This is a genomic window from Pseudomonas lundensis (assembly GCF_001042985.1).
In the GTDB taxonomy this organism is placed as follows: domain Bacteria; phylum Pseudomonadota; class Gammaproteobacteria; order Pseudomonadales; family Pseudomonadaceae; genus Aquipseudomonas; species Aquipseudomonas lundensis.
Window position 1 is genome coordinate 200,637 of sequence record NZ_JYKY01000006.1, and the last position, 13,803, is coordinate 214,439.

Sequence of the window (13,803 nt, forward strand, 5' to 3'; positions counted from 1 at the left end):
CATGCGCCGCGTCGTTATCACTGGTCTGGGCATCGTTTCGTGCCTGGGCAATGACAAAGAGACCGTCTCCGCTAACCTGCGTGCAAGTCGCCCTGGCATCCGATTCAACCCGGAATATGCCGAAATGGGTCTGCGTAGCCAGGTTTCCGGCTCCATTGACCTGAACCTCGAAGAACTGATCGATCGCAAGATTTATCGTTTCGTCGGCCACGCAGCTGCATACGCTTACTTGGCCATGAAAGACGCCATCACTGATTCGGGCCTGACCGAGGAGCAAGTCTCCAACCCGCGTACCGGCCTGATTGCCGGTTCGGGCGGCGCGTCGACCCTGAACCAGATGGAAGCGCTGGACATCCTGCGCGAAAAAGGCGTTAAACGTGTTGGCCCATACCGTGTAACGCGGACCATGAGCAGCACCGTTTCGGCTTGCCTGGCCACACCGTTCAAGATCAAGGGCCTGAACTACTCCATTGCTTCTGCCTGCGCCACCAGTGCTCACTGCATCGGTACTGCCATGGAACAGATTCAGATGGGCAAGCAGGACATCGTATTCGCCGGCGGCGGTGAAGAAGAACACTGGAGCCAATCGTTCCTGTTCGACGCCATGGGCGCCCTTTCCAGCCAATACAACGACACGCCGGAAAAAGCCTCCCGTGCCTACGATGCCAAGCGTGACGGTTTCGTCATTGCCGGTGGTGGCGGCATGGTTGTGGTTGAGGAGCTGGAGCACGCTCTGGCCCGCGGCGCCAAAATCTACGCCGAGATCGTCGGTTACGGTGCAACATCCGACGGTTACGACATGGTTGCCCCAAGCGGTGAAGGCGCCATTCGTTGCATGCAGATGGCAATGTCTACCGTTGACGCCCCAATCGACTACATCAACACCCACGGCACCTCGACCCCGGTCGGCGACATTGCCGAGATGAAAGGTGTGCGTGAAGTGTTCGGTGAAAATGCGCCCGCCATCAGCTCCACCAAGAGCCTGTCGGGTCACTCCCTGGGCGCCGCAGGCGTTCACGAAGCGATCTACTGCATGCTGATGATGGAAGGCAACTTCATTGCTGGCTCGGCCAACATTGAGGAACTGGATCCGGCGGTCGCCGACATGCCGATCCTGACCAAAACCCGTGAAGATGCAAAAATCGACACGGTGATGAGCAACAGCTTCGGTTTCGGCGGCACTAATGCCACGCTGATTCTCAAGCGTTGGGCGGGCAAATAAGCCAACCCCTTGCCTCATAAAAAAGCCCTGACCCGTCAGGGCTTTTTTGTGGCTGGCATTTACCTTCAGAAGCGCTATTTCGCCACCAAGTATTACCCCCATCGAAATGATTCACTCCCGCTTAATGACCTCAAACCCCGTTGATTATTAACGACCTCCAACACCGTAATGACGCGCCATTTACAAGAAATTAAAACAGCGCTCACGGCCTATCGAAACATTCAAAAACACCCCTTTAATACACCTCACTCCTTGTCGACTACGTTTATTTAAACCGCCAACACAACGATTAATACTTACGCGCACAAGGAAGAGCCATGAAATCAATCATGCTTAATATGAAACAGAAGGCGTTACCTCTCGCGATGAGCGGGGTAAAAAACAAACTTTTTGTTCTCCTGGAAACAACAGGCGAAAAGGAGCGTTATGGGGCAAAACTTGAAGCCATCATGACCCCTAGCAGTAACAGTCACGTTAACGGCATTTTTATGTACAACGCTCAATACGGTTACCAAGCGCACCCTAATGGTCGCGACGGGCACTGGTTCTACGCGCCTTCCTTCAACTCAGAGCACTGGAAATCCGAGATTTTTGTCTACGTAACGTGCGGCAACTTACCCACTGACGGTAGTGTCGTCGAAGTCGGTACCTTCACGTATTACAGCCCAGAAGGCGTACGGGGTGTCTCGACCCCATTGCGGGTAAGAGCGCCTTTTGACCCCAGAGTCAAAATTAACTTAAAACAAGAACTGCTCGCCAGTTGGGAAGATAACTTAAGTGGCAAGCGCGTCTACAGTCACAGGATCAGCCTTGATTTGCCTGATAAGAATGTCAGCCACTGGAGCGTTTCTTTTAAAGTCGGGAAAGGAACACTCGTTTTCAACAAGCCCTGGACCGCATACACCCACGATGAACATACAGGGGTCATCAAACTCACGTGGTCACCCGCTAAAGACGCTACACACACTGAAAATAGACAGGTCGACTTCCAGTTACTGTCCACGTCTAAACACTACGAGCCCGCGCTGGAGAATCTGGCCAACCTTGAGGGTCATTACGTTATGAAAGGAAGTCCATTGGCCAGCGACTGCCAGGATTAAGACTGTACTGTTACGCCTATCAGCAAGTGCGCGCCAACATCTGTAGATGAGCTGACGCGCATGTTTAGGCGTGCTTATCACGCCTATTTAAAGAGTGTCGCGCTGCTGGAATCACTGAGAGAGAATCAATTTTTATTCTTGGGCAAGATGGCTAAAAAGTTATCTTTGGCAACCTTATGAGCAACCTCCACTGGCAGCGCGTTTAAAAAGGGATCAAAGCTGCGCATTTCCTGGCCTAACTTGTCGAACCGCCCTACCACATCTGACCCCAACATGAAGCGCTCAGGATGACGCTTCACTAACGCTACCCACTCAGGTCGGGGCTTGCCTTGCTCATCCAGCAGATAAGGCGTGAGCATGCTCCAGGACAGGTCGATATAAAGATTGGGATAAGTGGCCAGCAAACGGGTCAACGTCGGCAATAAAAACTCCATCTGTGTTTGATGCCGATGAATCTCGGCGCTGGTACCGGCATGCGCCCAAATAAAGCGCGTATCAGGGTGTTGGCCCAGCGGTTCTTCGATTTCTGCCAGGTATAACGGATTTTTTTCACGCTTTGACGTGATATTCGAATGCACCAGCACCGGCAGGTCATGCTCGGCCGCCAAGGTGTAAATACGCATCATCGCCTCATTGTTGGCTCGTGGCGTATCCCCGGAAATCAGTGCCGTCAGGTCGTCGTGACGGGTGAAGACCTCGCCAATGCCTTGCCACAGCCCCGGATTGAGGTCGAGCATGCGCTGTATGTGCGCGGCGGAATTCTTGTCATTCGGATTAAACCCCGACAGAAACGGATGAAAATGCCGACGTTGCTCAGCGCTAAGCTGCTTGACCGCCTCCGCCACCCACACATCGGTTGCGCTGTACCAATAAGCGTCAGCGTCGTCACCCGCGTAGTAACGAGGGCGCTTGGGTTCGTCTTCATGCCACTTTTTGGCCACTGGAATGCCAGAAATCATCACGTGTTGAATGCGATTTTTCTCCATCGCTCGCAGCAACTCAGGCATACCGGCGGTTTCCTGGAAAAAATCCACGTAATGCAAATGCGCGTCGCTGTAAGCATATTCGCGAGCCTGCACCGTGGCACAGACCGCCAACACCCCCAAAGCCAAAAACACAGATGTGAATCTCAATGCGTCATCCTCATGTAGTGATACGAGTAGACCCGATCAGGGGCTCCGGGGTTCATGCCATGGTTTTAAATGGAACGCACAATCCCCCAGATGCTCTATAAAGATCAGGACCTTTAATCACTGCCAAGCTGAGGTTTGCCATGACTGTTACCGTTAATACTGTGTCGCAAGATGGTTTTCGTCACAGCATCAAGATCGACGACTACGAACTGTTTACCGACGTGCCCAAAAGCGCGGGCGGCGAAGGAAGTGCGCCGTCACCTCACGACTACTTCGATGCGTCATTGGCCGCCTGCAAAGCGTTGACACTGAAGATGTATGCGCAAAAGAAAGACATCCCGCTGACAGGCGTCACGGTCGAGATCAAGCACGATGCCGAGCAGGAACAAAAAGGCCGTTACAAACTGATCGTCAAGCTGACACTCAAGGGCGTATTGACGGACGCACAGCGCCAGGATCTGCACAAAGTCGCGGACAAATGCCCGGTACACAAACTCATGACATCCGCTGAGATTGAGATCGAAACGCACCTGTCTGAAGGCGCCTTCAGCCAGTAAACGGAGCGCGCTAACGCGGAGCGTTGGGGTATGCTCAACGCTCCTTGATTGCCGGAGCAGGCTCATGTCTGCACGTATCGTGATTCGCCCCCGCGCTGAAGCAGTGGAAGGCCAACCTATTCTGCGTCCGCTTCCTTCTGCCAAGTGCCGCAGTGTCGGCCCTTTTGTGTTTTTTGATCACATCCTGCAGAGCCGCTATCTGCCAGGCCATGGGATGAATATCCGACAGCATCCTCATATCGGTCTGTCGACCCTTACCTATTTGTATGAAGGTCATTTGCAGCACAAGGACAGCCTGGGCTCCGATCAACACGTCGGACCGGGTGATGTCAGCTGGATGACGGCAGGAGCAGCCATTGCTCACATTGAACGAACCCCTGAGCCCTTTCTTTCTGCCGGCTCTGATATTCATGGCCTGCAGGTGTGGCTTGCGTCTCCCACAGAGCATGAACAAGGGCCTGGCCACTATCGCTATCACCCGGCTGACAGCCTGCCCGTCAGCGACACCTTGGGTGTCAGGATTTGCCTGATTGCAGGTTCCGGGTTTTGCTTGACCTCCCCGGTGCCCGTGCTTTCTCCCACGCTCTACGCCGACGTACAGATGCAGACTGCGACCACGTTGCTGATCCCGGCTGAGCATGAAGAGCGTGCGGTGTATGTGCTGGAGGGCGATGCGAAAGCCGATGGCGAGCCGCTGGAGGTTCGCACACTCAACGTGTTGTCGGCAGGAGAGGATGTGATGCTTTGCGCTGACAGTCCCTGTCACGTTGTGATTCTCGGCGGCGCAACCCTGGACGGGCCACGTCGAATGAACTGGAATTTCGTCGCCAGCGATCAGGCGCTGATTGAGCGGGCCAGGGCTCGCTGGACTGCCGGGCAATGGCCCACCGTACCGGGCGAGACTGGCCGCATCGAATTACCCTGAACCTCAAACCGCTGGCGAAGGGAACGAAAAGTTCGTCACCTTCGCCAGCATCGGCCAATCAAATACGAAACTGACCGACCAGGTCTCCGAGCCGCTGCCCCAACTGCGCCAGGCTGCGAGTCGTTTGCGCGCCCTGCTGGGTTTCGTCTGCCACGTTATCCACGGCGACAGCAATCTGGTGAACACTGCGGTTGATCTCTTCGGCTACCGCCGTCTGCTCTTCTGCTGCACTGGCAATTTGTGCGTTCATCGAGTTGATGGTGCCAATCAGTTGCGCCATGGCGTCCAGTGATTCACCCGCCTGATTGGCTTGCTCGGAAGTGCCGACACCCGCTTCGCTGGAACGACGCATGGCTTGGACCGCCTCATCGGTGCCCTGTTGCAAGCGGTCGATCATGCCTTGAATCTCTTGCGTGCTTTGCTGGGTACGGCTGGCCAGCGCACGCACCTCATCGGCGACGACCGCAAAGCCCCGACCCGCTTCACCCGCTCGCGCAGCCTCAATGGCAGCGTTCAAGGCCAGCAAGTTGGTCTGGTCAGCAATGGAGCGGATCACACCCAGTACGCTGACAATTGAGGTCACGTCCTGCTGCAAACTGTCCAACGAAGACCCGCTGCTGCGGATGTCGCTGACCAACGCATGGATCTGCTGAATGCTGCCATCGACCACACGCTTGGCCACCTGGCCTTCCTCATCGGTTTTCTGCGCCGCGACCGAAGCGCCCTGAGCACTGCGGGCCACCTCTTGGGCGGCCGAGGACATTTCATTGATGGCAGTGGCCACTTGATCCGTCTCGTGACGCTGACGTTCCATGGCCTGCTCAGAACGATGAGCCTGATCAGATACTTGCCCGACCAGCGTCGTCAATTGGAACGTCATGTCCGTGATCTGACGAACCATCGCGTGGATTTTATCCACGAAGCGGTTGAACGAACGGGCCAGGTCGCCGAGTTCGTCCTGACTGGTGATCGCCAGACGATGGGTCAAGTCACCCTCGCCCGCGGCAATATCGTCCAGGTTGGCTTTCATCAGGTGCAAGGGGCGCAGGATGGTATTGGCTACCAACATGCCAATCACTGCGATGACCAGGAGAACGACAAAGGTGATGGCCACGATGCTGAGGATCATGCCTTGCATGCGCTCTTTGACACTGGCTTCGACCTCCGCCACCTGCGCTTCGATGCCATCGAGGTTAACGACGGTACCGATCACCATGTCCCATTTGGGCAAGTACTCGGTATAGCCCAATTTGGGTACTAATACGTGTTCGTTGCCCGGCAATGAGGAGCTGTATTGAGCATAATGGCTGCCGTCCTTGGCCACGCGCACCAGCTCGCGGTTGGTGTACACGCCATTCGGATCGCGATTGTCCTGAAAGTTTTTGCCGACGCCTTCCGGGCTATTGCCTTTGAACAGGCGCACGGTTTGCGAGTCATAGCCGAAAAAATAGCCGTCAGTGCCGTAGGTGATGTTGGAGAGCAACTTGATCACCTGCGCCCGCGCAGCCTCATCCCCCGGTTGCGCGGCATCGTAGAGAGGCTTGATCGCGGTCATCGCCACTTCAACGTAGCTTTTCAGGGTGGTCTTGGCGTCATTGAGCAGGCGCTGCCGAGTTTCCTCCACTTCCTGGTTGGCCTGATTTTGCAAAATCCAGACAGTCGTCAGACTCATGACCAGGGCAAACAACAAGACCGGCAACACTGCGAGGGACAACACTTTTGCCTTCAGGCTCAGGCGCATGGCTTTTACTCTTTTTAAGAAACGACTTACTGCGTTAACGGCCTGAATCCTACAAAGTTAAGACCGCACACAGGTGTTTATTCATAAATGGTCAGCCCGCCGCTTACAGCGTCATTGCCGCAACCCAGCCGAACGCCAGCAGTGGCAAGTTGTAATGCAGGAAAGTGGGCACCACGGTGTCCCAAATATGGTGATGCTGGCCGTCAACGTTCAGACCGGAGGTCGGACCGAGGGTTGAATCTGAAGCCGGGGACCCGGCATCGCCTAACGCACCGGCAGTGCCCACGATGCAAACGATGGCCATTGGACTGAAACCCAGTTGAACGCAGAGCGGAACGAAAATGGCTGCCAGGATGGGCACGGTCGAAAACGACGAGCCAATCCCCATGGTCACCAGCAAGCCGACCAGCAGCATCAGCAGTGCTCCGACGCCTTTACTGTGATTGATCCAGCCGGCAGACGCCTCAACCAGGGATTTCACTTCGCCAGTGGCTTTCATCACTTCGGCAAACCCCGAGGCCGCAATCATGATGAAGCCGATCATGGCCATCATTTTCATGCCTTCGGTAAACAGGTCGTCGGTCTCACGCCAGCGCACGATGCCCGAGGCAGAAAAAATCAGAAAACCGACCAGTGCGCCAATGATCATCGAACCCAGCCACAGTTGAACAATGAAGGCCGCCGCGATGGCCACACCGGCGACCAGCAGGGTGCGCGGGTTATAGCGAATGGCAGTTTGCTCGACCTGCTCGATTTTCGACAAGTCGTACTCACGCTTTTTGCGGTAGCTGATAAACACGGCAACCAGCAAACCGAACAGCATGCCCAACGCCGGAATGGCCATGGCGTGGGTGACATTGACCTGGCTGATATCCACGCCCCCTTTGCTGACATTGGCGAGCAAGATCTGGTTGAGGAAAATGTTGCCAAAGCCCACAGGCAAGAACATGTACGGCGTGATCAGGCCAAATGTCATGACACAGGCAATCAGGCGACGGTCGATCCGCAATTTGGTCAAGACGTACAGCAGCGGAGGCACCAGCAAAGGGATAAACGCAATGTGGATCGGCAAGATGTTCTGCGAGGATATGGCCACCACCAGCAACAGGACGATCAATAACCACTTGATCCGGTTCCCGCCTGCAGTCTGTTGTTTGTTAACCAATGTGAGGGCTTTATCGGCCAAGGCATGTGCCAGGCCTGATTTGGCGATGGCTACAGCGAAGGCACCGAGCATTGCATACGACAGTGCGACCTGCGCTCCACCGCCCAGCCCGCTGTTGAACGCATTAAGGGTTTCTTCGACACCCAACCCACCCACCAGGCCGCCGACGACAGCACCGACGATCAGAGCGATGACCACATGCACACGGGACAGACTGAGCACCAACATGATGCCGACCGCGGCAACAACTGCATTTATCATTACAACCTCATGGCTCACACAACGTGAAAACACCGTCGTGCGGATGATTCCGGGCAAAAGACTGCTGTTCCAGTCGCCGGATTTGGAAAGGAGGATTTATTTGAGGGCGCACACTTTGCAGCAGCATTGCCGCCTTGTCAAAGCGCGTGCCTTGCCTTGCCATCAAACGCCCCGCATCCGGCTTTAACCCTAGTAAATAAAGGGCCAAATCAAATTTTAAAAAGCCTGATTTCAGGTTTCAACGGTAAAGAAATGTGTCAATCGGCCGCTAACAGACAAAGCCTCTTTTTAGGATGTCTCCATGTCGATCAGACAGCTTTCCATTCAATGGAAAATCACCCTGCTTTCCGGACTTTGTTTATTGGCGATTGTGACGTTGCTGGTGGGATTGTCCCTTTATCGCATGGAGCACAATTCGGAGCTGGTGAAAGCCTCCAGCACCCAGATGCTCAATGAGTCAGCCCAAGCCCGTATCGAATCACAGGGCGAGGCTCAGGCGCTGGCCATCAGTCGCCAGTTCATGGATGCGTATCAATATGGAAATGGCTTCGCCCGTCAGGTGCTCTTTCTGCGCGAGCAATCGGAAAAACGTTTTCTGGATGCGTTTGATCTGCGCGAAGACCTGACCCGTCAGGTAAAAGCCGCCTTGCAGGCCAACCCGGACTTGCTCGGTTTGTCTCTGGTGTTTGAAGCGAACGCGCTGGATGGCAAAGACCAGCTGTTTGATCATCAAAAAGAGCTGGGCAGTAACGACAAAGGCCGTTTTGCCCTGTATTGGTCGCAACCGACGCCGGGCAAGCTGACGTCGATGGCGCTTCCTGAAAGTGACATGGCTGATACCAGCACCGGTCCGAGCGGACAGGCCAATAACGCCTGGTTCACTTGCCCGCGCAAGACCCTGAAGCCGTGCATCATTGAGCCCTACTTTTATGAAATAGACGGGCAAAACGTGCTGCTGACCAGCATCGTATTTCCCCTCATGGTTAACGGCAAAGTGATTGCATCGCTGTCCGTGGATATTAATCTCAACAGCCTGCAAGCCCTCAGCCAGGACGCCAGCCAGAAACTTTACGGCGGCCAGACCAACGTAGGCATTATCAGCTCGGTCGGTTTGCTCGCAGGCTACAGTGCCGACGCCAGCAAGCTCAGTCAGCGCCTGGATGCCGTAGATCGTGAAAATGGCGCACAACTGCTGCACATGATGACCACGGGCGGGCAAGCCCAAAGCCTGCGCAATCAGGGGCGTCTGAAAGTACTCACGCCGTTCTTTCCCATCCCGGGGAGCCAACCTTGGGGGGTTTTGCTGGACGTGCCTGAAAAAGTGCTGGTCGGCCCGGCTGAAACCTTGCAGGCCGAGCTGGATGAGCGCAATAACGCCGGCACATTGATTGAGCTGAGCCTGGGCCTGCTGGCGGCGATCGTCGGCCTGGTGCTTATCTGGTTCATGGCGCGCAGCGTAACGCGTCCTATCCTGGGCGTGGCTCACATGCTGGAGGATATCGCCAGTGGCGAAGGTGACCTGACGCGCCGCCTGACGTACGACAAAAAAGACGAGCTTGGCCAGTTGGCCGGTTGGTTTAACCGTTTTCTGGACAAGCTGCAGCCGATCATTGCCGAGGTCAAACGCTCCGTGCAGGATGCGCGCAGCACTGCCGATCAATCGGCCGCCATTGCCACGCAGACCAGCGCTGGTATGGAGCAGCAATACCGTCAGGTCGACCAGGCTGCCACGGCGTCCCACGAAATGAGTGCCACGGCACAGGACGTTGCCCGCAGCGCCGCTCAGGCTGCGCAAGCCGCGCGGGATGCAGACCAGGCGACCCGTGAAGGCTTGACCATCATTGACCGCACCACCAACAGCATCGATCACCTGGCTGCCGACATGAACGACGCCATGACCCAAGTGGAGGGGCTGGCAGCCAACAGTGAAAAAATCGGGACGGTGCTGGAAGTGATTCGCGCCATTGCCGAACAAACCAACTTGTTGGCCTTGAACGCCGCCATTGAGGCGGCCCGGGCCGGTGAAGCGGGTCGCGGATTCGCAGTAGTGGCCGATGAAGTCCGTAACCTCGCGCGGCGCACGCAAGAATCCGTGGAAGAAACCCGCCAGGTGATTGAGCAATTGCAAGCGGGCACGCAAGTGGTCGTCAGCTCAATGGGCAATAGTCATCGTCAGGCGCAAGGCAGTGTTGAGCAGGTCGGACAGGCCGTCACCGCCCTGCAACAAATCGGCAATGCCGTGACCGTGATTACGGATATGAACTTGCAGATTGCCAGCGCGGCGGAAGAACAGAGCGCGGTGGCGGAAGAAATCAACAACAACGTGTCGACTATTCGTGATGTCACGGAGTCATTGTCTGAACAGGCAAATGAATCGGCGCGGGTCAGTCAGTCGCTGAACGAACTGGCCAATCAACAACAGACGCTCATGGATCAGTTCCGGGTCTGATTGTGCAAAGGCGACGACATGCCTCAGGCTGTCGTCGCCCCGTTTGCTGGGTGCACCAGTTCAATAGTGACCAACAAACCGCCCCACTCGCCTGTTGTCAACTGCATACTAGCGCCCCAGGCGTCGACTATGTCGCGCACGATCCCCAGTCCCAAACCATGGCCAGCCGTCTGCTCGTCGAGACGCGTACCGCGACTGACTACTTGATCGCGCTCTCCCTCGGGGATGCCCGGACCGTCGTCCTGCACTTGAATGTCATACCCGACTTCCGTTTGCCGCAAACGCAGCTCGACGCGGGCATCCGCCCATTTGCACGCGTTGTCCAATAAGGTGCCCAATAACTCAAGCATGTCTTCGCGATCCCAGGGCAAATGCAGGTTCGACGGTGAGTCAAAGGTGATCGTAAGATGCTGGCCGTGAATCATGCTTAGGGTGGCGAGCAACGCAGGTAACTCGGCATCGGCATCAAATTGGGCGCCCGGTAGGGCATCCCCCGCGAGACGGGCCCGATTAAGTTCGCGGTTCATGCGCTGTTCTATGTGCTCAAGTTGGTCATGCAAGGTGCGCTGGATTTCGGGATAGGCCGCGAGACGTGGGTCGTTGGTAAGACTCATCAGCACTGCCAGGGGCGTTTTCAGGGCATGCCCCAGATTGCCTAAGGCATTGCGTGAACGCTTAAGGGTGTCTTCCGTGTGTGCCAGGAGGTGGTTGATTTGCGTGACCAGCGGCTCCAGTTCAAGGGGCACCTGCGCATCCAATTGAGAGCGTTGGCCTTGCTGTAACTGAGCTATTTGTTTGCGGGCTATCTCCAATGGCCGCAGTGCGCGTTGGACGGTTACACGTTGCAGCATCAGGATGATGATTAACGCCGCCACCCCCATGGCTAAACCAATGCGTTGTACTTGCTTCAGGCTGGCGCGTATGGGCGAGTAATCTTGGGCAACGGTGATGGAAACCACCTGCCCCAAACGTTTGTAGTCGCTTCGCAGCACGAGCAACATCTGGTTATCCGGGCCTGGCTGGAGTTTGCTGCTCAACCCTGGCTTGGCTGTCTTGGGCAGTTGACTGTCCCAGAGGGATCGAGACCTCCAGTGGATGTCCCCAAACTCAATACTGAAGTAATGTCCGGAAAACGGACGCTGATAAGCGGGCGCCAGACGTCGCTCATCCAGTTGTAATCCTTGGGGGCCCCGGCTTAATGCAATCAACAGGTTTTCACTGTCATTTTGTAAGCCTGACTCCAGATAACGCTGCAGACCTGTTTCAAATAACCACAGGCTAACCTGCCCCACTACAAGGCCTGCTACCAGCAAGACACTGACAAGCCCAAGACTGAGCCTGCGCTGGATTGATCTCATGGAGTGCCCGATCCAAAGATGTATCCTTGCCCGCGGCGCGTTTCAATCACATCACGTCCCAATTTGCGGCGCAGGTGGTTTACATGCACTTCCAATACATTGGAATCACGCTCGGTTTCACCATCATATAAGTGCTCGGATAGATGGCTTTTCGAGAGAATTTGTTGCGGATGCAACATGAAATACCGCAATAACCGGAACTCGGCAGCGGTCAGTTGAATATCGACACCATCCCGGGTAACACATTGACGGCCTTCATCCAGTTGCAAGCCGGCCGACGTTAATACCGGTTGATTGGCATGGCCATGCGAGCGTCGTAACAGCGCCTGCACCCGCAATTGCAATTCTTCTGGATGGAAGGGTTTGGTCAGATAATCATCCGCTCCGGCCTTGAGGCCCTCTATCCGCTCCGCCCAAGAGCTGCGGGCTGTGAGTATCAAGACTGGGGTGGTCACGCCACCTGCTCGCCACTGTTGTAAAACGTCTATGCCGGGCAGACCCGGTAATCCCAAGTCAAGAATGATCAAGTCATAAGGCTCGCTTTGCCCTTCATGGAGAGCGTCACGGCCATCAGCAAGCCAGTCAACGGCATAACCTTGACGGGTCAGGGCGGCAGTCAACTCATCAGCCAATGGCACATGATCTTCAACCAGCAACAAACGCATTAATCGTCTTCCTTATCTTCGAACAATTCACCATCACGGGCGTCGAACTTGAGCTCTCGAACAACGCCTTTCTTGGTCAACAGTTCGACTTCATAAACGTAGCGACCGTGTTTTTTTTCCAACTCAACTTCCAGCAATCTGGAAGCCGGGTAGCGCTCAAGGGCTCTGTCCACAAACTGCTCAAACGGCAAAATAATCCCTTTTTGGCGCAGGCGCAGTGCTTCATCCGGCCCCAGATCCCGCGCGACAGCCAGCGAGCAAACACCAAAAAGCATTAAAACCAGCAGAGCTTTAGCGCCCCCGCTCCCGTACATGGTATCTCCTGATGTCCAGCGCATAAGGTGGTGTTGAATGCTGGAGGTGTTAACTCTACTGGTCATGGCTTAACTTAAACTGAAGATATCGGGCATTTTGTCGCTGATCATACTCCGGTCCCGCTCAGGTTGAGCGCTGCGCCGGGGTTAACTGTTAAACTCTGTTTCTGCTTTCATCACACACGTGAAAGCCCCCCTTTCTTCAAGAGCTGCTAACACTGTGGAAATTTTCAAAGAGTTTACCTTCGAGTCGGCGCACCGCCTGCCTTTCGTTCCGCAAGGACACAAATGCGGACGCTTGCACGGCCACTCATTCAAAGTAGCGATCCATTTAAGCGGTGAAATAAACGCTTCGACTGGCTGGATTCGGGACTTTTCTGAGATCAAAGCGATTTTCAGGCCTCTCTATGAAGTGCTTGATCATAACTATTTGAATGACATTCCTGGTCTGGAAAATCCAACGAGCGAAGTGCTTGCCACGTGGATATGGCAGCAGTTGAAACCTTTGCTGCCAGAGTTGTCAGCAATACGGATTCACGAAACCTGTACCAGCGGTTGCATTTATCGCGGCGAGTGATTTCGAAGTTAGCGGTTTGTTTCATCCCAACCTGCGAGCAGTGTGTTCGCAGGTTTTTTTTGACCAAAAAACGGGTTTAGCCCCGTCAATTGAGGCCGTCGGAGGCGTGTAACTCTTCTTGAGGAATGGGATTCCCCGTAGAAATACCTGAAGGCTTTTTTTAAGGCAAAAAAACAAAATCCCCGTCTGCGTGAGCAGACAGGGATTTTGGAATTTAATCTTGACGATGACCTACTCTCACATGGGGAAACCCCACACTACCATCGGCGATGCATCGTTTCACTGCTGAGTTCGGGATGGGATCAGGTGGTTCCAATGCTCTATGGTCGTCAAGAA

At 55.0% G+C, this 13,803-nt stretch carries 11 protein-coding genes, 1 rRNA gene and 3 pseudogenes; 7 read left to right on the forward strand and 8 right to left on the reverse strand.

The genetic code is table 11. The features are described from left to right. Nucleotide 1 precedes the first annotated feature (1 nt). Together fabB and TU74_RS07610 are read left to right on the forward strand one after the other, a co-directional pair. Nucleotides 2-1,222 (forward strand): beta-ketoacyl-ACP synthase I, encoded by a 1,221-nt coding sequence (gene fabB / locus TU74_RS07605; RefSeq protein ID WP_047276038.1) that lies wholly within the window; start codon nucleotides 2-4, stop codon nucleotides 1,220-1,222. A gap of 317 nt (nucleotides 1,223-1,539) precedes the next feature. Further along, on the forward strand, nucleotides 1,540-2,322 hold the full coding sequence (locus tag TU74_RS07610; protein ID WP_048375816.1) for a hypothetical protein: 783 nt from the start codon (nucleotides 1,540-1,542) through the stop codon (nucleotides 2,320-2,322). 125 nt (nucleotides 2,323-2,447) lie between these two features. On the opposite strand, the gene TU74_RS07615 is transcribed toward TU74_RS07610, so the two are convergent. Continuing rightward, a complete protein-coding gene (locus TU74_RS07615) occupies nucleotides 2,448-3,455 on the reverse strand; it encodes an amidohydrolase family protein (RefSeq protein ID WP_047276034.1) in 1,008 nt (335 codons plus the stop codon). Between the two features lie 140 nt (nucleotides 3,456-3,595). Here TU74_RS07615 and TU74_RS07620 point away from each other — a divergent pair, with 140 nt between their 5' ends. Both TU74_RS07620 and TU74_RS07625 read left to right on the forward strand, forming a co-directional pair. After that, on the forward strand, nucleotides 3,596-4,012 hold the full coding sequence (locus TU74_RS07620) for an OsmC family protein (RefSeq protein WP_047294656.1): 417 nt from the start codon (nucleotides 3,596-3,598) through the stop codon (nucleotides 4,010-4,012). Between the two features lie 64 nt (nucleotides 4,013-4,076). Continuing rightward, nucleotides 4,077-4,937, forward strand: coding sequence for a pirin family protein (locus tag TU74_RS07625; protein WP_047294658.1), 861 nt, complete (start codon nucleotides 4,077-4,079; stop codon nucleotides 4,935-4,937). Nucleotides 4,938-4,995: 58 nt separating this feature from the next. On the opposite strand, the gene TU74_RS25055 is transcribed toward TU74_RS07625, so the two are convergent. From TU74_RS25055 to TU74_RS07635, 3 genes and pseudogenes are all read right to left on the reverse strand, one after another. Next, entirely contained in the window at nucleotides 4,996-5,838 is an 843-nt protein-coding gene (locus TU74_RS25055; protein WP_371264259.1) for a methyl-accepting chemotaxis protein, read from the reverse strand. A 15-nt stretch (nucleotides 5,839-5,853) separates the two neighbouring features. Then, a pseudogene (locus tag TU74_RS25060) lies at nucleotides 5,854-6,678 on the reverse strand (cache domain-containing protein); the annotation flags it as partial. A 103-nt stretch (nucleotides 6,679-6,781) separates the two neighbouring features. After that, a complete protein-coding gene (locus TU74_RS07635) occupies nucleotides 6,782-8,101 on the reverse strand; it encodes a Na+/H+ antiporter family protein (protein WP_162199710.1) in 1,320 nt (439 codons plus the stop codon). A 523-nt stretch (nucleotides 8,102-8,624) separates the two neighbouring features. Between TU74_RS07635 and TU74_RS25065 the strand changes: the two are divergent. Further along, nucleotides 8,625-9,695, forward strand: a pseudogene (locus TU74_RS25065) (methyl-accepting chemotaxis protein); the annotation flags it as partial. 333 nt (nucleotides 9,696-10,028) lie between these two features. Then, nucleotides 10,029-10,553 (forward strand): annotated as a pseudogene (locus TU74_RS25070) (methyl-accepting chemotaxis protein); the annotation flags it as partial. 23 nt (nucleotides 10,554-10,576) lie between these two features. Here TU74_RS25070 and TU74_RS07645 read toward each other — a convergent pair. From TU74_RS07645 to TU74_RS07655, 3 genes are read right to left on the reverse strand one after another with little or no spacing between them, the layout of a single operon-like run. Then, entirely contained in the window at nucleotides 10,577-11,911 is a 1,335-nt protein-coding gene (locus tag TU74_RS07645) for an ATP-binding protein (RefSeq protein ID WP_048375818.1), read from the reverse strand. Beyond that, nucleotides 11,908-12,576 carry a response regulator transcription factor gene (locus TU74_RS07650; protein ID WP_047276017.1) on the reverse strand — a complete coding sequence of 223 codons (669 nt, stop codon included), beginning with the start codon at nucleotides 12,574-12,576 and terminating at the stop codon, nucleotides 11,908-11,910. The genes TU74_RS07645 and TU74_RS07650 overlap by 4 nt, the downstream gene beginning before the upstream one ends. Then, nucleotides 12,576-12,890: a PepSY domain-containing protein gene (locus TU74_RS07655; protein WP_047294667.1), complete on the reverse strand. Its 315-nt coding sequence runs from the start codon at nucleotides 12,888-12,890 to the stop codon at nucleotides 12,576-12,578. Before TU74_RS07655 ends, TU74_RS07650 begins: the two co-directional genes overlap by 1 nt. A 220-nt stretch (nucleotides 12,891-13,110) precedes the next feature. On the opposite strand from TU74_RS07655, the gene queD reads away from it, so the two are divergent. After that, nucleotides 13,111-13,467 (forward strand): 6-carboxytetrahydropterin synthase QueD, encoded by a 357-nt coding sequence (gene queD, locus TU74_RS07660; protein WP_048375823.1) that lies wholly within the window; start codon nucleotides 13,111-13,113, stop codon nucleotides 13,465-13,467. Between the two features lie 218 nt (nucleotides 13,468-13,685). Here the strand turns inward: queD and rrf are convergent. After that, nucleotides 13,686-13,801 (reverse strand): 5S ribosomal RNA (gene rrf, locus TU74_RS07665). Nucleotides 13,802-13,803: the final 2 nt, after the last annotated feature.